A 19,255-nucleotide genomic window follows, 5' to 3' on the forward strand; every position below is an offset into this window, starting at 1 on the left:
CATTAAAAGGACGGATTAATTTATGGAAATACAAAAGGTGAATAAAGCTGGCCTTGATAAAGTAAAAATGAAAAACAGTACTCCGTCAGAGAGTGTTTCTTTCCAAGAAGTGATGGCAAAGGGACGACAAGAAACGGTTTATGAAAAGTTGACCAAACTTGTAAAAGATATTGAAGAACAAGGAAAAACTCTTGCTGAGCATCGCTCAGTCGATGATCTCCGTAAATATAAAAAAATGGTCAAGCAATTCATGGAAGAAGCTGTTCAAAATGGTCTTCAACTTGAAGAACAAAGAGGATTTAATCGCCGTGGTCGTACAAAAATTTATAAAATTGTAAAAGAAGTAGACAAGAAACTCATTGATTTAGCGAATGATGTACTAAATAAAGAAAAAAGTCAATTAGATATACTAAATCAGGTAGGAGAAATTCAAGGGATGCTTATCAACATCTATACATAGTAGGTGCATCTCTAAAAGTGTAAAACAGACCATTACATTTTAATAAAAAGACTTTATCTTTTTAAAATGTAGCCGATATAGAAGTTAGAAGATAAAAAATGACGGAACCTGTAAGAAAAAAGAGGTGAATGCTATGAAAATCAATCCTTTACGCAGTATAAATGTAAATCCATATAACAAGCAAGCTGAGAAAATTGAGCCAACTCAAAAGGCAAAAGGTAAAGATAAAGTTGAAATTTCAACAGAAGCGATGAAGCTTCAAAAGCTTGGAAATATTGAACTTGAACGCCAAGAAAAGGTCGATGCTATTAAAAAAGAAGTTCAATCAGGAAATTATGAAGTAAATGCGAAAGTAATAGCCGAAAAAATGTATTCATTTTGGGATTAGAATTTTTAATAATCCTTATCTAAATCATTTTCAGTATCACAGTTAGGAGTGAACCCGTTGTCAGTGAAATTGATCATTGCAGCCCTTAGCAAAATGACAGATCTCCATAAGGAATTGAAGGAATTAGCTAAGCAAAAAACAGAAATGATTAAAAAGGGAGATACTCCTGAACTTCAGTTTCTTTTAAAAAAGGAAAACAAGGCTATTCAAGATATTCGAAAAACAGAAGAAACACTCGTCCAGAATACGACCCTCTTTTTGGAGCAAAAAGAGATGGAGATCGATTCTCCAATACTTTCGAAGGTTATTGAAGTGGTCGAGGATACTCAAGAGAAAAGTACCATATTAGAACAAAAAGAAAAACTTGAAAATGAAATAAAAGAACTTAAAGAATTAAATCAGTTAAACCAGGATCTTTTGACACAATCCTTGCAGTTTGTGCAACTATCCTTAGAACTATTGCAACCAGATATCGATTCCTATAATTATGATCGTTCTGAAAAGGAACATGGAAATAGTAAACAAACGAATCATTCAATGTTTGATTCAAAAGCTTAATGGAGGATACTGCTTATGACTTCTACCTTTTTTGGATTAGAGACAGCCAGAAGGGCACTTATGGCACAACAGTCTGCCTTGCATGTAACAGGGCATAATATATCAAATGCAAATACTCCCGGTTATACAAGGCAAACGGTTAACTTTCAAACGGCACTGCCGTATCCACCGCCTGGCTTAAATAGCCCGAAGATTTCGGGGCAACTAGGAACGGGTGTCTCAGTAGGAGACATAACGAGAATCCGTGATAGCTTTACTGATATGCAATATCGCACTGAAAATAGTAAACTAGGATATTGGCAATCGAAGGCAGATATGGTCAGTCAAATGGAAAATATAATGAATGAGCCATCTGATACAGGTCTTTCCAAGATGATGGATGAATTTTGGAATTCCCTTCAAGATCTAGCCGTTCAGCCGCAAAATGATGGGGCTAGAAGGGTTGTTCGAGAACGTGGGATATCGCTTGCTAATACATTTAACTATATTTCCAACTCCTTAAAAACGGTGCAAAAGGATTATCGCCAGGAGATTGACACTACGCAAGATAGGATGAATTCTATCTTAAGGCAAATTAATTCTATTAATAAACAAATCGGTTCCGTTGAGCCTCATGGATATTTACCAAATGATTTGTATGATGAACGAGATAGATTAGTAGATGAATTGTCTAGCTTTGTAAATATTAAAGTAGATGCGAAATCCAGTGGTGGATTATCATCTGCTAATGCGGAAGGAAAGCTAGATATTTATCTAGCGACGCCACAGGGAGATGTTCTAAAGGATTCATCTGGGCAGCCTATTAAATTAGTGGATGCAACAAAGGGTACTGCAACGGGGATTCATATTCAGTACGAAAACCGTTCAGAACAAGATAGCCCTGTTACACAAATTAAATTCTTTCAGCTTAATGAAAATCAAAATGGTTTTGTTGGGCTTGAAAGCAACACTGCTGCTGATGATTCAGTTGAGTACAGTTATTTACTTGAAGATATGAGTGCTTTTAATTCTCAAGGAGCCCTAAAGGGATTTATCGAAGGATATGGATATAAAGATGGAGATGAAGTGAAGGGTACCTTTAATGATATGCTTGCTGATCTAGATCAAATGGCATATACGTTTGCTACTCATTTCAATCTTGTTCATAGCTCTGGATGGAGCTTGAACGAAATCCAAAGTGGCGTCCAAAACAGTGACTATGGAAATTTCTTTAATATTGGTTCAAATGTTAAGGGAGCAGCATCCTTGATTTCAGTAACTAATCATATTATTAATGATGTGCAAAATATTGCAGCTGCTGCCGAAGGAAATGTGCTTGCTGGTGCAATGAGTCGTGCTCAAGTTGATACAAGTACCGTAGGTAATCCATCTTACACAGGAATATACAATCCTTCAGATCTTCCAGATGATTATTCTGGAACGTGGCCTACTACAGATGAAATCTCTGTTTCTGTTGAATTTGATGGAGAAAATTGGAACTATACGTTCTCTGGAGTTGGAAGTGATGAAGTAGCAACCTATAGTACAACCGAGCGGAATGCGAATCTACTTGGGGTTGAATTTGATACGACTACTGTTTCAAAAATGCAAGCAGGTGATACGTGGTCCTTTACTTTTGATACTGAAGGTGAAAAAAGTAGTGATGAAGCATTTGTAGGGAACGGTTCAAACGCCCTTGCTTTAGCAGATGTGAAGGATGCGATTATTAACTACGGTGGAACACTCACCAATGTACAATCTTTTTATCAGGGAATGATAGGGAAGCTTGGAGACAATGCTTCAGAGGCGTATCGTATGACTAATACGTCGACTACCCTAAAGGATGCAGTTGATCAACGAAGGATGTCTGAAAGTAGCGTTTCCTTAGATGAAGAAATGGTGAATATGATTAAATTTCAACAAGCATATAATGCCGCTGCCAGAAATATAACGTTGGTCGATGAAATACTTGATAAAATCGTCAACGGTTTAGGCTTGGGTGGGAGATAAGGTAGGTGAATGGTTTTGAGAGTTACTCAATCAATGTTATCCAATAGTAATTTAAAGTATATTAGCCAGAATTATAATAATTTGGCCAAATTGCAGGAACAGCTAACGACTGGAAAGAAAATTACAAAGCCTTCAGACGATCCTGTCATAGCTATGAAAGGAATGCGCTATCGAAGTCAAGTTGTTGAGGTAGATCAGTTTCGTCGCAATTTAAATGAAGGCTTCAACTGGATGGATAATGCCGACTCTGCTTTAGATGAGACAAATCAAGTCTTACAAAAAATACGAGAATTGGTAGTTCAAGCTTCCAACGATAGTTATGAAACTGAATCCAGGAAGAATATTGAAAAAGAGATTAGCAGCTTGCAAGAACACATTATATCTGTTGCTAACTCAAAGGTTGGGGAAAATTATATTTTCAATGGTACGAACACAAACACATCTCCGATTAAAGAAAATCAGTTTAATGTTGATTTTAATAAATTTGTCGGTGATATGGATCAAGCAGAAGATTATGTGATTAGTTATAATGGACAAATGTATCAATATGATTCAACTGATGGTGATGTCGTAACATTTTCAGTCCAACCTCCTATCAATTATAAAACGATTGATGCTGACGGGAACGAGGTTGAGAAAACGGGTCCTTCTGCAACTTTGTCAATCGACCATTTCACTACCCCTGCCTCTATTAAACAAGTGCAGTTGGAAGAACAAAAAGAACTTAATGGAGCTATGGTTGAAAAGGCAAAAGATTTAAAGTCTGATGAGTTAATTGTTTCAAGGAAAGATGCTGTGTCTACCAACACTGAGAAAGTGGAAATTGAAGTAATGAAAGGTGTTAAAATACCGATAAATGTAAACTCACAAGAAGTATTTTCAATCGAGATGTTTAGTGGGTTAGAATCGATTAAAAAGATGTTGACTAATCCTGATACGACAGGTGCTGAAATTACGAAGGCGATTGACTCTATGGATAAATATCTTAATGAAGTTGTTTCTACCCGAGCAGAATTAGGGGCTCAGGTGAATCGAGCAGAGATGGTAGATAGTCGTTTACTTGAACAAAAAGTTATTGCTCAAAATACGGTTTCTAATAATGAAGATATTGATATGGAAGAAGCGATTATTAATCTGACTGTTCAAGAAAGTATTCATAGGGCATCACTAGCAGTAGGTGCAAGAATCATTCAGCCAACATTAATGGACTTTTTACGTTAAGCTATTCCTTCGGGGGTAGCTTTTTTTTGAAAATAGCTCTTCGGTTTTATTTGCTAGTAAGTTTAGCTAAAATAGAAATATAAATTTTAAAGGGAGAAATAGCTATGCAGCTACCACGATTAGAAATAGACAATAGAGCAGCCTACATCGGAATAAACCAAAGACAAGCTACCTTAGAAATAAGACAACCGAAGGCAGATGTGAGAATGAATCAACCTCAGCCAGAAGTAGAATACATCAAGACACAAAGCAAGTTGGAAATTGACCAAACTGAAGCCTTTGCAGATGCTAATTTAAAGAATCCTTTGCGTGTTGTGAAAGAATGGGCTGAAAAGGCAAAACAAAAAGTACTCCAAAGTTTGTCAGAAGTAGCAGCAGAAGGCGACCGTCTGATGAAAATTGAAGAGCGGGATAAAACGGTGATTCCGGAGATTGCCCGACAGAATAGTGAGCCAGAGCAAAAACGAATTAATATCGGGTTTATGCCTTCCTCTGCAGAAAAAGTTAAATTTTATTATCAGCCATCGACGATTGATGTAAAGGTTCGTCGTGGTAATTTCCAAATCGATATCGAACCGAAGGACATTGTAAAAAATTTCAAACCAGGAAATCTGCAAGTATATCTTAAACAGAAGGCAGTAATGAATATTAAAGTAGTCGGATCAACGCTCGACCAAAAAATTTAGAAGTGGTGACGTTAATGAAAATTGCATCGAAGTATCATGGAGAAATTGAAATTGAATCAACTCAAGTTATTCATTTTAACGGGGGAATTCCCAGCTTTCTTGAGGAAAAACAATTCTATATCCTTCCTTTTGTCGATGAAGGACCATTTTTTATTTTGCAATCGATACAAACACCAAGCTTGGCATTTGTTGTAGTAAGTCCATTCGAATTTTTTCCTAACTATGAACTAAAGCTACCCGATCAAATAGTGGAGGCTTTAGAAATTGATGAACCTGAGGATGTTGCAGCGTTTGTTATTCTCACCGTTCAAGAACCTTTCCAAAAAACGACCGCTAACTTACAAGGGCCGATTGTCATCAATAATAAGAAGAAGCTTGGGAAACAAGTTATTCTTAGTGATAGTACATATAAAACGAAACATCCATTATTTCAGAATGTCACATCTACGGGTAAGGAGGGCTAAACGATGCTCGTACTTACAAGAAAACTAAACCAAGCGATTCAAATAGGTGATGATATCGAAATCAAAATTCTATCTGTCGATGGTGAACAAATCAAAGTTGGCATTAACGCACCAAAGAACGTGGAAATTCACCGCAAGGAAGTATATCTAGCGATTCAAGAAGAAAATAATCAAGCGTTAGATACGACAATGGATATTTTGACAAAATTTTCGTATCAACTGAAAAATAAATAAAAAAATATCAGATTACCTCTAAATAATTTAAAAATCTTGTCGATATTACGTTTGTAAGCAGTACAATCATTCGGGCGGCCGACTGAATGATTGTACTGCAAATACAAAACCACATGGATGTGGGATAATAACATATTTCAAGGAGGAAATTACTCATGATTATCAACACTAACGTTTCAGCAATGAACACTTACCGTCAAATGGGCGTTAACAACAATGCTGGTTCAAAAGCAATGGAAAAATTATCTTCAGGTCTTCGTATCAACCGTGCTGGTGACGATGCTGCAGGTCTAGCAATCTCTGAAAAAATGCGTGCTCAAGTACGTGGTTTAGACCAAGCTAGCCGTAACGCTCAAGACGGTATTTCAATGATTCAAACAGCTGAAGGTGCTTTACAAGAAACTCACAACATCTTACAACGTATGCGTGAACTTGCTACTCAAGCAGCGAACGATACTAACGTAACTGTTGACCGTAACGAGATTCAAAAAGAAATCAACCAGTTAACATCTGAAATTAACCGTATTTCCAATACAACTGAATTCAACACTCAAAAATTATTGAGTGGTGGTACGACTGGAACAACTGGAGCTAAGTTCCAAGCTACTTTCCAAATTGGCGCTAATAATGGACAAAGCATGCAAATTGAAATTTACAATATGAATGCAAAAGCTCTTGGTATCGAGGGTGCATCTGGACAAGCTGCAACAGTTGTTCAAGGTACTAATACAGAAGGTGCTTCTGTTGAAGCTTTAACAGACAACACTACTGTAGCTGGTGCTAAGTTCAGTGGATCGGGTGTTACCAATGGAACTAGCAACACAACAAGTGCAAATGGAGGATCAGCATTATCTGTACAAAACAATGCTGATGCTACTGCAGCAATTGAAGTTATCAACAACGCAATTGAAACAGTTTCTGCACAACGTTCTAACCTTGGTGCTTACCAAAACCGTTTAGAGCACACTATCTCTAACTTAAATAACTCTTCTGAGAACCTATCTGCAGCTGAATCTCGTATTCGTGATGTTGATATGGCTAAAGAGGTAATGGAAATGACTCGTGCAAACATTTTAGGACAAGCTTCTCAAGCAATGCTTGCTCAAGCAAACCAAAAACCTCAATCAGTACTTCAATTATTAGGTTAAAATTAGCTAATAATAAAGGAGGCTCTAGATTATCTAGGGCCTCCTTTTTCGTGTATTTATATTTAGGAGTACATCAAGTAACATAAATTCCGTTATTATACACGATATCAACCAGTCCCAACAATTCCCTAATACGCTATCTTAACATTTGTAGAAAAATGTCGATATAATAAATATCTAAAAGACGGAGGAATTGCAATGAAATTATTAACGCTTGATAAAGAATATACATTTGAAAATAGTGAAAAAGGTACTAATGATTTAATTGAGATAGTTAATGAAACACTGCATATTGAAAATCTCTTTTTTAGCCATTTAGTTATAGATGGGCAAGAAATTTATAAAGAACACGCAGATTATATATTAGAGCATATTGAAGAGGTTAAAGAGATTAAATTAGAAGTGAGTACAGTGGATGAATTTGTTTCAAACTTATTAGTTTCTTTAAATGAGTACACAAGACGTGGTATTCCAGAAGTTGAAAAAGTCATTGAAGAATTTTATCAAAAGCCAACTGAGGATAGTTGGGAGACTTTAAAGCTTTTACTAGAAGGAATTGGCTGGATTTATCAAACGATAAAAACTATTGACTCAACTGCACATACTATTTCTGGCTGGGGAGAATTTCTAAAAAGTGTTGCCACCTTTGATGTGGAATTACCCAATTTACTAGAGGCACTGGAAAACAGAGATGCAACTTTAATAGCAGATATCATTCAATACGAGATCTTACCACAATTTCGAATTATTAATGCTGAAACTGAAAATAATTTTGAAACAAAATAAACTATTTAAAGTAGAGGCTACTATAATGAAAAAAAGTATGTATACAAATAAGAAAATCTTGATTATTGGTGGAACTGGAACGATAGGGCAACATTTAACAAGAGAATTACTTTTACACAATCCTAGTGTAATTCGAATTTTCAGTAGAGATGAATATAAGCAGTTTGAAATGCAGCAAGAGTTGAATGAGTTCAATAATATTCGTTTTCTGATTGGTGATGTACGAGATGAAAAAAGAGTGGCTAGAGCAATGGAGGATATAGACTTTGTCTTTCATCTAGCTGCAATGAAGCATGTACCAGCATGTGAATATAATCCATTTGAAGCAGTGCAAACAAATGTATTAGGCACTCAAAATGTAATTCAGGCAGCTCTGGAGGTAAAAGTAAAAAAGGTACTATTTACTAGTACTGATAAAGCAATAGCTCCAACAAATACCTATGGTGCTACAAAATTAACCGCAGAAAGATTGATTTCAGCAACTGAATTTCAAAAGGGTCCAAAAGAAACTATTTTCAGTTCAGTAAGATTTGGAAACGTTATGGGTTCAAGAGGGTCTGTGATTCCTTTGTTTAAAAAGCAAATCTTGACGAAAAAAATGGTTTCTGTAACGGATATGGATATGTTGAGATATATGATGACACCCTCTCAAGCTATTTCCCTGATTTTAAAGGCGAATGATATGGCTATTGGCGGCGAAGTATTTGTTTTGAAAATGCCGGTCATTAAGCTAAAGGATTTAGCTGAGGTATTAATAGAGGAAATTTCTGATGCAAATGAACTAGATGAGTCAATTCGTATGAATGAAATTGGATTGCGTCCAGGGGAAAAAATGTACGAGCAGTTAATGACAGATGATGAAGCAAAATTTGCATTAGAAACAGAGGAACTTTTTGTATTGCTTCCTCCATTTGGTGGAAAAGGACGGGAATACAATAAGTTAAAGAAACATAGTGGAGAATCTCCATCCCCCTTTAACGAAGATGTGATTGAAAAAGAAACGTTAAGAAAATGGATATTAGATGAAGGATTATTGTAGTATTTTGTACGGAATTAATGGGGTGAATTTGTATGTATAAAGATAATTTAAATCATCTTAAAGCGCGATATCCCGGAACTGTGAGAATGTTAGAAAATGCTAATATGGAAAATGCTCAACTTGAAGTAATTGTCGAAGAAACGAAAAGTCATGTACCAACGATTAAGGCAGTTACTGAACGACATACCATGTATATTCACAGCAAGTATGATCCTATAAAAGAAGCAGAAAGAATCATCCAAAATTATTCGAATCAAATTAATGAGAATACGCATGTATTATTCTATGGAGCAGGGTTAGCTTATCATATTGAATTATTTGCTAAGCTGTTTCCAAATACAGCCTTTTCCATTTATGAACCGAGCATCTTGATGTTTAAACAGCTTCTTTCATATCGTTCTTTTTTAAATATAAACTTGAATAACTTGAAAAAAATATATTTAGAAGATATGGAAACTCGTGTAGAGGAACAGTTAAATGATTTTGCTTCAACTATTTTTAGTGAAGTGCTTTTAATTCCGTTACCTAGCTATGAGAAAATTTTTGCTGACCAATTTGAGGGTTTTGCTAAGAATTTTAGGAATGCTATTGAAGCAAGGGTATATAATCTTGGAGTTGATTACCATTTTGCAAAAAGATGGACATTAAATGCATTAATGAATCTCCCAACGACTTTAAGTACTCCGAATTTTATTGAAGAAAAGAAACAGTACTTTAAGGACAAACCTGTATTGATCGTTTCAGCGGGACCGTCCCTACAGGATGAGTATGAAAATTTAAGGTATATCAAGGAAAATGGGCTAGCATATATATTTTCGGTTGGATCTGCAAACAAGGCACTTTTAGCGAATGGCATTTTGCCAGATGCAGTTTGTACATTTGACCCTCAGGAGCATAACTTTGCAGTATTCAGAGCCTTTGAGGAAAAAGGTATTACAACTGTACCAATGATATATGGTACAAGTGTTGGGTATGAGACTATCCAAAGATATCCTGGACCTAAGTTTCATTTTATAACTTCTCAGGATACTGTGTCTCCATATTATCTTACAAATATAAACAAAGATAATGTAATCAATGACGCTTATTCAATTGCAATTATAACCATAGATATACTTTCAAAATTAGAAGTAAGATCGATTATATTAGTTGGTCAAAACCTAGCATTTAAGGATAATCTATTTTACTCCAAAGAAATAAATCGTGGAAAAAATAAAAGTGCTGAACTCCAAAAGAAAGATCTAGATGATTTAGTTGAAGTTGTTGATGTGTACGGAAATCAGATAAAATCAAACTCTGCGTTTAACCAAATGAGATATCTTATGGAGCAGTACATTGAAAAAAATAAGCAAATAGAATTTATCAATACCACTAAGGGTGGAGCAAATATTGAGGGAGCTCAATTTCTGCCACTCGAGATAGTCACTACAAACATGCTAAAAAATAGAGTGGTTGAGGAGTCAGCTTTTTCCGTTGATGGAGAAATTAAGACTAACAATCCAGTTGAAGTAGTAGAAACAATGAATGTTTCATTGTCGAGTTTCATTAAAGTGTGTAAGGAAATATATCTTATACTAAGCGAATTGGATGAGTTATCTCGACGAAATAAAGTTGATAGAATACAGAAGGTTTTTACAAAATTAGACAATGAGATTATTAAATTGCTGGAAAATGACTTCTTTAGGGTAATCATAAAACCAATAACTCGAGTTCAATTTGAACTTTTAGAAAAGAGTATTAACAGAATTAAACACATAGAAGATCCTATAAAAAAGTCAGTACAAATTAGTCATTTCTTTAAAGTTTATTTAGATGATTGTACGAAAACCAATAATGAATTTGCTCCAATTATGAAGAGTGTGATTCACAAACAAATTAGCGCTAAAGAAAGTTTAAATCAGTTAAAAAGGTACGAGTCAACTTCTGGTGAATTTCATTATTCTGGTGGGTGGATTAAGGAACAAATTAAGATAGTTAAAAAGAAATTAAAGGATGAAGTAGTTGGAAACTATCTTAAAACCAATGAAAAGAACGCAGCTATAAAATTCAAATTTAATGGTTCCTTTTTAAGAGTCATTGGTGGAAAGCACGGAAATCATTCCTCAAAAATAAGAATTAAAATTGATGGTTATACTCAATCGTTTTCAGCTAAGGACTCATTACTTGAAGAGTCATTTGTAATGGATTTTGAACAAGTCCTTTTTGAAAAGAGAGGATTTTCCAATGGGGTTCATGAGGTTGAAATCACGAATCTAGATGAGAGAGCTTTTGTATTTCAAGGGATCGAGCTTGACGTAAACGGGCGCTTAATGCATAAGGATGAAGTATTAGAGTTTGATAAGCTTAAAGTTGGAGAACGAATTCGAGTGAATCTTAGTGATGAAATAGTAGACGGAAATGCAAAAGTTAGAAATATAGGTGAAGAAACCAAACCACTTATCCCACTTCAATCATCTAATGATTTTGGTGATTTTTATTTGATTAAAGTATGGGTGGATGGTAACGAAATTTCAAAGTATGTTACTAAACATAATCTAGGAATAACTAAAATTAAATATAAACAAAACAATGAACTTGTTTTGAATCAAGTTCCTATTATGGAATCAAACTCTTTACCAAATGGTCAAATAATTAGTAGTAGCAGTTATAGTAGCGGAAATTACAACTGGTCAGGATTTAAAGCTTTTAATAAAAAATTTAAAGGTATAACTAATGCATGGGCAACTGAAAAGGGAGTAACTAATGGTTGGATTAGTTATGAATTTCCCAATCCTGTTACATTAAATAGCTATACAATGGTAAATCAAGAGAAACATAAAGACTATGATACAACCAAAAGAATGCCGAAATATTGGATTGTTGAAGGTTGGAATGGTCAAAAATGGATTGAGCTAGATAAAAGGACAGGGATATCTACTTGGGAAGATAAGGTAAAGAAATATTTTCTTTTTCAAAATGAAGAAGAATATATAATATATAGAATTGTTATTTTTGAAAACAATGGAGATCTTGATTATTTAGCTATTGGAGAAATTGAATTTAACTAACCAAGGGAGACTTGATTATCTATGTACGAAAAAGTTAGGGCATTGATATTCGGTACTGGAGATGGAGCAACAAAAGCACTAAATATAATTGATTCTATTAAAGTAGATATCATTGGTTTTATAGATAATGATGAAATAAAACAAGGGAATATAATTTATGGAAAAATGATTTATAAGCCAAGTTATATTTATAATCTTGAATACGATTATATTATAATTGCTAGTATGTTTTACAAAGAAATAATGGAACAATTAATAGAACTAGGAGTTTCGAGAAATAAAATTGTAAAAATACTAAAACCTCATAGAAATGAAAAGACATCTAAACATCTTGTAAGAGAGATTACTTTAGAAAACAACCTATATAAAAAGATCATAAAAAAAGAATATTTAGGCATTTATTTTAAGAATTTCGCAGTTAGTGATATGTATGTCTTTGATATAGATAGAAATTTGAAACTCTATGATTATCCAGATAGATGTGTAGGTGGATTGGATTTTGTTAGAGCTTCAACCCTCGAATTGTTATCCAGAGAAATAATTGAAAACAATATACCTGGTGCTGTGGCAGAGTTAGGGGTTTATAAAGGGGATTTTTCACTACTTATAAGTGATCTGTTTCCTGATAGGAAATTGTATTTATTTGATACATTTGAGGGTTTTGATGTAAAAGATATTCTGCTTGAGAGAGAGTTAGATTTTTCAAATGCAAGCGTGGGTGGATTTGGGGATACAAGTTTTGAGTTCGTTAAAAATAAAATACAAAGAGAAGAAAACCTAGTTATAAGAAAGGGGTATTTCCCTGATACTACTAGCGGGCTTGATAATGAAAAATATTCATTTGTTAGCATTGATGTAGATCTATATAAACCTACATTGGACGGATTAAACTATTTTTATGAGAGGCTCTCAAAAGGGGGATATATCTTAATCCATGATTACAACTATAGTAAGTATAGTGGAGTTAAAAAAGCTGTAAAGGCATTTTGTGATTTAAAGGGAGTTAATATAGTTCCGATCAGTGATTATTTTGGAAGTGCCATAATAATAAAATAACTCAATAATAAAGAAACTGAGAACAATAGAACTTATATATCTAATCGGAGTGTACACATATGAAAATTGTTTTATTTGGAACCGGAAGTACCGCAGAAAATATAAAGAAACAAATAAATGGAACTGTCGATATAATAGCTGTCACTGATAACAATAAGGATAAGTGGGGAACTCCCTGGTATGGCCATAAAGTTATTGCACCGAAGCTTCTTCATGAAATTAATTATGATTGTATTCTAATATGTAGTATGTATACTTTTGAAATAATAGAAGGTTTATTAGAAATTGGAATAAAAAGGGATAAGATAGTACCGTACTTTGATAATGTAAATTGGCAAAAAAAATACAAAGAACAGACAAAGATAGATAAAGAAGTAAGAAGTATCATACTTGGGGAAAATAAGAGTAGAAAAATTTCGTTAATCACTAGAAGAAATTCTGGTTGTAACTCTTTAGCGTTATACAAGAATCTTAGAAACACTATTCAACAGGAATTTGATGTCTCGTTGGTAAACTTAGAAGAATATAAAAAAAACTGGGAAGAATATGAAATTGCATTTTCTACGCATATGGAAGGTAGAATGTATAAAAATAGGATCAATATAGAATCTTGGCATGGTTTTCCCCTGAAATCACTAGGTGTCCATGAGAAGAATAGTGTAGACAATATAGAAAATGCTGATAAAGGAATAGACTACATTCTATCGTACTCTCATTTATATTCTTATATAATGTCCAGTGTATATAAAATTGATATAAGTAAATTTATTAATACTGGAATGCCAAGAAACGATTTATTAATTAATGAAAATTCGAGAAATTTACTTTCCTCAATATTAAATAGAGAAATAGATACTAAGAAAGTCTTTTTTTATGTCCCAACTTTTAGGAAAAGAATAAATAAAAATGTAAATGAAGGTGTTAGTGTTATTTCGGATTATCATGAATTTGAAATACTTGATAATTTTTTGCAAGAAAGTAATAGCTTTTTAGTAATAAAAAAACACCCTGTAGAGGAGGAGGGATTTAAGGAGAATATTTTCAAAAATATCCTTTTCATGACTGATAATGATCTTTCGGAGCATAATATTGATTTTTATGAAATTCTAGGTGGAAGTGACCTTTTAATTACAGACTATTCTTCCGTTTATTTTGATTACTTATTACTAAATAGACCTATAATATTTTGGACTAAGGATCAAGATAAATACGAAAGGGAAAGAGGATTTTTATTTGATCATCCTGAAACCATGATGCCTGGTCCAATTGTTAAGAATGTAGAAGGGGTAATAAAAGCCATAAATAAATTCTTAGATAAGATTAATTGGTACTCTGCTGAGAGAAGTAAGATTAAAAAAATGATTCATAAATATGATGATTTTAATTCATCAGAAAGAGTCTGGGATTTAATTTTATCCATTTATAAGGAAGGAAGTCAGGAGGTAAAAACAGCTGGTGAATAATTTCAAGAATTACTTGGAAAAAAATTATAAAAAAGTAATTGGCTGGGGTACAAGCGGATATTTTCATGAAACGTCAGGTAAATTAAATATCAATATGGAGTATCTCATAGACAGTGATGTATCAAAGGTGGGCTCTTTATTAAAAGGAATAAAAATCGAAAGCCCGGAGATTCTACTTAAGGAGAATCCAGAAAATATACTGATAGTTATATTTTCAAGCTTTTATAAGGAAATATGTGAAAATATTGAAAGATTCGGAGATTTTTATACAGTAAGTGGAGAGGAATTATTAAGAATTAGTATTTTCCTTGATAAAGATAATAAAAAGATACTAGGCGGAGAAGACTCCGAGAAAGAAATAATTTTAACTATTTCGAGGAATAACTATACCAAAATAACGAATGGTCTAAGTAATTTCTTAACTCAACAAGTAGAAGTATTTAGAAAGAAGAACAATCAATGCATCCATATTTTTTGGAGAGATTATAACATCAAAGGTTACTCGGGGATATTTATATCGGTGGTTATAGAAGGGGAAGAAATAGGGCTATATAGCATAAAAGATTTTATAAGAGAATTAAAAAAAGTTAAAGCCATTGTTATTCATAGTATAGCAAGCATGGATTTAAAAACAATAGAGTATCTAATTGAAAAAATAGATACTCAGAATATTTTATACTACATTCATGATTTTTCTTGCATATGTAGTAACATCAAATTAATGTATAACAATGAATACTTCTGTGAAAGTTATGAAAAAGAGTGGAGCAAATGTTTTACTTGTGAAAGTTTTCAGTACAAAACCAAGATATTTGAATTCCATGAAACTCTATTTTTAAATAAAAAAATACAATTAATAGCACCTTCTGAAAGCACAAAAGAAATAATACAGAAATCTTTTAATTTGACAGATGATAGAATAAAGGTTATTTCACATCAAAAATTCTCAAAGGTTTATAAGTCTTCTCAATTTGTAAATAAGCCAATCAGAATTGCTTATGTTGGTTATAAACATAAACATAAAGGTTGGGAAGTGTTTAAACAACTAGTCGAAGATTATAAGGGGAGATATGAATTTTACTGTTTTGGAGCCAGTGATGAAATATTAGATGAGGTTAATTATATTGATGTTTCTTTCATTAAAGATGGGGAACGAGCAATGACGAATAAATTAAGAGAATATAATATTGATATTTCATTGCTATGGTCTGTATGGCCAGAGACATACTCATACACTTATTATGAAAGTTTTGCAGCTGGAACTTTTGTTGTTACTAATATTCTAAGTGGAAACATTATTGATCAAGTAATCAAAAATGGAAATGGTATAGCATTGGAAAATTATAATCAATTAAAAAAGTTCTTAGATGATGAGATTGAACTTAAGGAAATAATTCTAAAAAATGATATCTACATTACGGATCTCAGAAGGAATGAAGATGAGATTTTAAAAATGATTCAATAATTATTAGATACCGGTGATATGATGAAAAAAATAATCTTATTCGGTGCATCCAAATTGGGAGAACTTGCCTTTAAGCAATTGAAAAAGCAATTTGAAATTGTCGGGTTTATTGACAATGACCCGAATAAACAGGGCTCTCTTTTTCTAGACAAGGAAGTATTCGGTATAGAAGTCTTGAAGTCAATAAAAGATAGTCAAATCATAATAAGTAGTTTGTATGATGTTGAAATTGTAAAACAACTAACAGATTATGGAGTTATGAAGTTCGGGGTTTTTGAGTTGATTTCTGAGAATTATTTTATAAAATATTACGATTATTCAGAGTTTAGTACTTTTGAAATTATCCAAGGTAAAGTCTGTTTACTTATTGAAAATAATTCTGGTTCAAATACATTAGCTTTATCAAAAAACAGAGATCCTGAAATAGAGAGAAAAATTGAGATAGTAACAATTGATAAGAGTCAAAAATCTCATAATTATTATTTCGATATTCTAACAAGTGAAGTGATATTAACAACCCATGATTTTAGATGTAATGATAATCAAATCAACATTCAATTATGGCATGGTATACCGTTAAAAGGATTATCATATATGAGTCACTACGAGAATCAAAATACTGAAGCAAACCATCTTGCTTGGTCAAAGTTTGATCATATTATTTCATCTTCTCAAACATATAGTACGCTATTAAATGCATGCTATGGAATTGACGGAAATAAGTATGAAGTACTTGGTATGCCAAGAAATGATATGTTGTTTAATCAATATGTCTGTAAGGAAAATTTAAATAGACTTTTTAAACGGGAATTTGGTGGAAAAAGAATACTATTTTATTTACCAACTTTTCGAGGTACGATATATGGTGAAAAGAATGGTTTTTTAACTTCTGAAAATGATCTTTTTGAAGATGAGAATTTGATGAGGCTAAATGCTTTTCTGAAAAAAAATAATATTATTTTAATCACAAAACCTCATCCACAAGAGGAAAGAGAAGTTATAGAGTTAAGCAACATATTTTTTGTTAAGGAAAAACAACTAGCTGGGGAAAAACTTGATCTTTATGAGATACTAGGGGCTGCAGATGTGTTAATCACCGATTATTCATCTGTCTATTTTGATTATTTACTTTTAGATAGACCAATAATTTTTTATACTCCTGATTATGACGAATACGTAAACGAGCGTGGTCTATTATTAGAACCATTTGATTTTTGGGCACCAGGGGAAAAATGTAGAAGCCCTGAGCAACTACAAGAATGCATCCACAGAGTTTTTAAGAATGATAATTTTACTAGAGCAAGAAAGCAAATATCAAATATTATGCATAGATATCGTGATAATCAGTCCTCAAGACGTGTATGGAGATTCATAGGAAATATTCTGAATTAAGGTCAGTATGTTTAGGAGTATTAAAATGATAAGTATTGTTCTACCTGTCTATAATAGCGATAAGTACATTCGTCATTCTATTGAAAGTGTGATTAACCAGAGTTATATCGATTGGGAATTAATTGTGATTGATGACGGCTCTATCGATCAAACAGGATCCATTATTCAAGAGTATAATAGTGATAGAATTCATTATCATTATCAAAGTAATCAAGGACCTTCTGCGGCTAGAAATAAAGGCATTTCTTTAGCAAAGGGAGAGTATATTGCGTTTATAGATGCTGACGATATATATAGGCCTAATAAATTGTATGAACAAGTGAGATTTTTGGAAAATCACCCTGAGATCCAAATTGTTTATTGTGATGCACAAGTAGTCAATAAAGACCTAAAGCCTATTAATGTCTTAAGAACTGAGGGTCTTTATGATAATAAAGAAGATTTCTTTGCTCAACTTCTGTTTAGGCAGATACTCCCATTACCTCCAGCGATAATGTTGAAAAGAGAGTGTTTACAAGAAATAAAGTACAATGAAAAGTTGGTTCATGCAGAGGATTACGACTTAACAATTCAATTAGCTAGAAAATTTCGTTTTGGATACTTACCTGAATCTTTATATATTTATCGCCGACATGAAGATAATTTAACTAATGGACATGAAAAGCAAGTTCAAGCAGAAATGAAGATTGTAAAAAGTATAGGTATAGCAAATATTAAGGAAATAGTAAATAAAAGCACATTTTCATTTGAAGATAAGTCATTGTTGTTGGCAAAAATCTTTATGAAAATCGAATGTTATGATGAATCTATTGAAACCTTATCTGAGTTAATTACTCAAAAAAACAAAAACCCACTTGTCTATTTTTACTCTGGAAATTGCATGTATGCTATGAATCAACTGGAAAAAGCAGAGCAACTTTATAGAATGGCGCTTACCTATGATGAAAATATGGCTGAGACCTATAATAATTTAGGGTGCATACTTGCTATTAATGGTTTTCTTGTTGAAGCAGCAGAATTATTTGAACGTGCTTTATGTCTAAGAAGTAATTATATGGATGCCAGTTTTAATAAAGTACAACTTAATTCTGCGTTTCAAAAATGTAAATTAACTTGGAGAGAATTAAGAAAAACTTTAACTAACTATACCTGACAAAAATTTTTGTAAAAAAAGGAAAAATACCATGATTGATTTTAAGGCTTATATTTTTGATCTTGATGATACACTATATTGTGAACATGATTATGTAAAATCAGGTTTTAAAGCAGTAGCAACTGAATTATGTTCTCAATCAAATTACAGTTTTTCTGAAGTCTATCATATGCTATTGGATGTTTGGAAAAATAGTGGTAGAGGACAGGTTTTTGATGAGGTTTGCAAAAAAATTAATATTGAAACGGATATTTCATACTTAGTCGATATTTATAGAAATCATGTACCAAAGATTCAGTTGTATGAAGACGCACTAAAGATTATCTCTACACTAAAAGAAAAGAACAAAAATATATCTATCATAACAGATGGAAACTCTCACATGCAGTGGTCAAAAATAAAAGCTTTGAGATTAGAAGAATGGTTTGATTATATTGTTGTAACAGGGGATCTTGGTGAAGAATATTGTAAACCACATGAATTACCATATAAGAAAACAATTAAGAAACTGGGTTTACGTGCTGAACAGTGTGTATACATTGGTGATAATCCAAACAAGGATTTTATTACCGCACGAAAATTAGGTATGGGAACAGTTCGGATAATACGAGATGTTGGAGACCATATGAATGTTAAATTGTCTAAGGATTACGAGGCAGATAGAGTAATTTATTCACTGTTGGAGCTTATTGAGGATAAATAAGGT

Annotated in this window: 18 protein-coding genes; all 18 read left to right on the forward strand. The window is 32.9% G+C overall.

Annotated elements, in window-relative coordinates:
* Nucleotides 1-22 precede the first annotated feature (22 nt).
* The 18 genes from AA0X71_RS02695 to AA0X71_RS02780 all read left to right on the forward strand — a co-directional run bounded on the left by AA0X71_RS02695 (nucleotide 23) and on the right by AA0X71_RS02780 (nucleotide 19,252).
* Nucleotides 23-460 (forward strand): YaaR family protein, encoded by a 438-nt coding sequence (locus AA0X71_RS02695; protein WP_413358904.1) that lies wholly within the window; start codon nucleotides 23-25, stop codon nucleotides 458-460.
* A gap of 133 nt (nucleotides 461-593) precedes the next feature.
* Nucleotides 594-848, forward strand: coding sequence for a flagellar biosynthesis anti-sigma factor FlgM (flgM, locus tag AA0X71_RS02700; RefSeq protein WP_413358907.1), 255 nt, complete (start codon nucleotides 594-596; stop codon nucleotides 846-848).
* 63 nt (nucleotides 849-911) lie between these two features.
* Nucleotides 912-1,406: a flagellar protein FlgN gene (locus AA0X71_RS02705; RefSeq protein ID WP_413362449.1), complete on the forward strand. Its 495-nt coding sequence runs from the start codon at nucleotides 912-914 to the stop codon at nucleotides 1,404-1,406.
* Between the two features lie 15 nt (nucleotides 1,407-1,421).
* Nucleotides 1,422-3,395, forward strand: a complete 1,974-nt coding sequence (gene flgK, locus AA0X71_RS02710; protein ID WP_413358910.1) for a flagellar hook-associated protein FlgK — start codon at nucleotides 1,422-1,424, stop codon at nucleotides 3,393-3,395.
* Between the two features lie 15 nt (nucleotides 3,396-3,410).
* Nucleotides 3,411-4,616: a flagellar hook-associated protein FlgL gene (flgL, locus tag AA0X71_RS02715; RefSeq protein ID WP_413358913.1), complete on the forward strand. Its 1,206-nt coding sequence runs from the start codon at nucleotides 3,411-3,413 to the stop codon at nucleotides 4,614-4,616.
* Between the two features lie 104 nt (nucleotides 4,617-4,720).
* A complete protein-coding gene (locus AA0X71_RS02720) occupies nucleotides 4,721-5,302 on the forward strand; it encodes a DUF6470 family protein (RefSeq protein ID WP_413358915.1) in 582 nt (193 codons plus the stop codon).
* 14 nt (nucleotides 5,303-5,316) lie between these two features.
* Nucleotides 5,317-5,766, forward strand: a complete 450-nt coding sequence (gene fliW, locus AA0X71_RS02725; RefSeq protein ID WP_413358917.1) for a flagellar assembly protein FliW — start codon at nucleotides 5,317-5,319, stop codon at nucleotides 5,764-5,766.
* A gap of 3 nt (nucleotides 5,767-5,769) precedes the next feature.
* Nucleotides 5,770-6,000 (forward strand): carbon storage regulator CsrA, encoded by a 231-nt coding sequence (gene csrA / locus AA0X71_RS02730; RefSeq protein WP_413358919.1) that lies wholly within the window; start codon nucleotides 5,770-5,772, stop codon nucleotides 5,998-6,000.
* 155 nt (nucleotides 6,001-6,155) lie between these two features.
* Nucleotides 6,156-7,148 (forward strand): flagellin, encoded by a 993-nt coding sequence (locus AA0X71_RS02735; RefSeq protein WP_413358922.1) that lies wholly within the window; start codon nucleotides 6,156-6,158, stop codon nucleotides 7,146-7,148.
* A 198-nt stretch (nucleotides 7,149-7,346) separates the two neighbouring features.
* A complete protein-coding gene (locus AA0X71_RS02740) occupies nucleotides 7,347-7,934 on the forward strand; it encodes a hypothetical protein (protein ID WP_413358925.1) in 588 nt (195 codons plus the stop codon).
* Nucleotides 7,935-7,959: 25 nt separating this feature from the next.
* The gene (locus tag AA0X71_RS02745; RefSeq protein WP_413358928.1) at nucleotides 7,960-8,973 is read left to right on the forward strand and encodes an SDR family NAD(P)-dependent oxidoreductase; all 1,014 of its coding nucleotides are present in this window, start codon (nucleotides 7,960-7,962) and stop codon (nucleotides 8,971-8,973) included.
* A 32-nt stretch (nucleotides 8,974-9,005) separates the two neighbouring features.
* Complete coding sequence (locus AA0X71_RS02750) at nucleotides 9,006-12,020, forward strand: motility associated factor glycosyltransferase family protein (protein WP_413358930.1); 3,015 nt, start codon at nucleotides 9,006-9,008, stop codon at nucleotides 12,018-12,020.
* 21 nt (nucleotides 12,021-12,041) lie between these two features.
* Nucleotides 12,042-13,076: a TylF/MycF/NovP-related O-methyltransferase gene (locus AA0X71_RS02755; protein WP_413358933.1), complete on the forward strand. Its 1,035-nt coding sequence runs from the start codon at nucleotides 12,042-12,044 to the stop codon at nucleotides 13,074-13,076.
* A gap of 59 nt (nucleotides 13,077-13,135) precedes the next feature.
* Nucleotides 13,136-14,539: a CDP-glycerol glycerophosphotransferase family protein gene (locus tag AA0X71_RS02760; RefSeq protein ID WP_413358935.1), complete on the forward strand. Its 1,404-nt coding sequence runs from the start codon at nucleotides 13,136-13,138 to the stop codon at nucleotides 14,537-14,539.
* Nucleotides 14,532-16,004, forward strand: coding sequence for a hypothetical protein (locus AA0X71_RS02765; protein ID WP_413358937.1), 1,473 nt, complete (start codon nucleotides 14,532-14,534; stop codon nucleotides 16,002-16,004). The genes AA0X71_RS02760 and AA0X71_RS02765 overlap by 8 nt, the downstream gene beginning before the upstream one ends.
* Nucleotides 16,005-16,025: 21 nt before the next feature.
* The gene (locus AA0X71_RS02770; RefSeq protein WP_413358939.1) at nucleotides 16,026-17,396 is read left to right on the forward strand and encodes a CDP-glycerol glycerophosphotransferase family protein; all 1,371 of its coding nucleotides are present in this window, start codon (nucleotides 16,026-16,028) and stop codon (nucleotides 17,394-17,396) included.
* Between the two features lie 25 nt (nucleotides 17,397-17,421).
* Nucleotides 17,422-18,549 carry a glycosyltransferase gene (locus tag AA0X71_RS02775; protein ID WP_413358941.1) on the forward strand — a complete coding sequence of 376 codons (1,128 nt, stop codon included), beginning with the start codon at nucleotides 17,422-17,424 and terminating at the stop codon, nucleotides 18,547-18,549.
* A gap of 31 nt (nucleotides 18,550-18,580) precedes the next feature.
* Nucleotides 18,581-19,252 (forward strand): HAD family hydrolase, encoded by a 672-nt coding sequence (locus tag AA0X71_RS02780; RefSeq protein WP_413358943.1) that lies wholly within the window; start codon nucleotides 18,581-18,583, stop codon nucleotides 19,250-19,252.
* The last annotated feature ends 3 nt before the right edge of the window (nucleotides 19,253-19,255 follow it).

The organism is Robertmurraya phoenicis, from assembly GCF_047302285.1.
Classification (GTDB): Bacteria; Bacillota; Bacilli; order Bacillales; family Cytobacillaceae; genus Robertmurraya.

Coding starts and splice junctions, on each gene's coding strand:
- AA0X71_RS02775 (WP_413358941.1), top strand. CDS start 17,422: ATGATAAGTATTGTTCTACCTGTCTATAATAGCGATAAGTACATTCGT.
- AA0X71_RS02750 (WP_413358930.1), top strand. CDS start 9,006: ATGTATAAAGATAATTTAAATCATCTTAAAGCGCGATATCCCGGAACT.
- AA0X71_RS02745 (WP_413358928.1), top strand. CDS start 7,960: ATGAAAAAAAGTATGTATACAAATAAGAAAATCTTGATTATTGGTGGA.
- AA0X71_RS02740 (WP_413358925.1), top strand. CDS start 7,347: ATGAAATTATTAACGCTTGATAAAGAATATACATTTGAAAATAGTGAA.
- flgK (WP_413358910.1), top strand. CDS start 1,422: ATGACTTCTACCTTTTTTGGATTAGAGACAGCCAGAAGGGCACTTATG.
- AA0X71_RS02780 (WP_413358943.1), top strand. CDS start 18,581: ATGATTGATTTTAAGGCTTATATTTTTGATCTTGATGATACACTATAT.
- AA0X71_RS02755 (WP_413358933.1), top strand. CDS start 12,042: ATGTACGAAAAAGTTAGGGCATTGATATTCGGTACTGGAGATGGAGCA.
- AA0X71_RS02695 (WP_413358904.1), top strand. CDS start 23: ATGGAAATACAAAAGGTGAATAAAGCTGGCCTTGATAAAGTAAAAATG.
- AA0X71_RS02735 (WP_413358922.1), top strand. CDS start 6,156: ATGATTATCAACACTAACGTTTCAGCAATGAACACTTACCGTCAAATG.
- csrA (WP_413358919.1), top strand. CDS start 5,770: ATGCTCGTACTTACAAGAAAACTAAACCAAGCGATTCAAATAGGTGAT.
- AA0X71_RS02720 (WP_413358915.1), top strand. CDS start 4,721: ATGCAGCTACCACGATTAGAAATAGACAATAGAGCAGCCTACATCGGA.
- AA0X71_RS02770 (WP_413358939.1), top strand. CDS start 16,026: ATGAAAAAAATAATCTTATTCGGTGCATCCAAATTGGGAGAACTTGCC.
- fliW (WP_413358917.1), top strand. CDS start 5,317: ATGAAAATTGCATCGAAGTATCATGGAGAAATTGAAATTGAATCAACT.
- AA0X71_RS02760 (WP_413358935.1), top strand. CDS start 13,136: ATGAAAATTGTTTTATTTGGAACCGGAAGTACCGCAGAAAATATAAAG.
- flgM (WP_413358907.1), top strand. CDS start 594: ATGAAAATCAATCCTTTACGCAGTATAAATGTAAATCCATATAACAAG.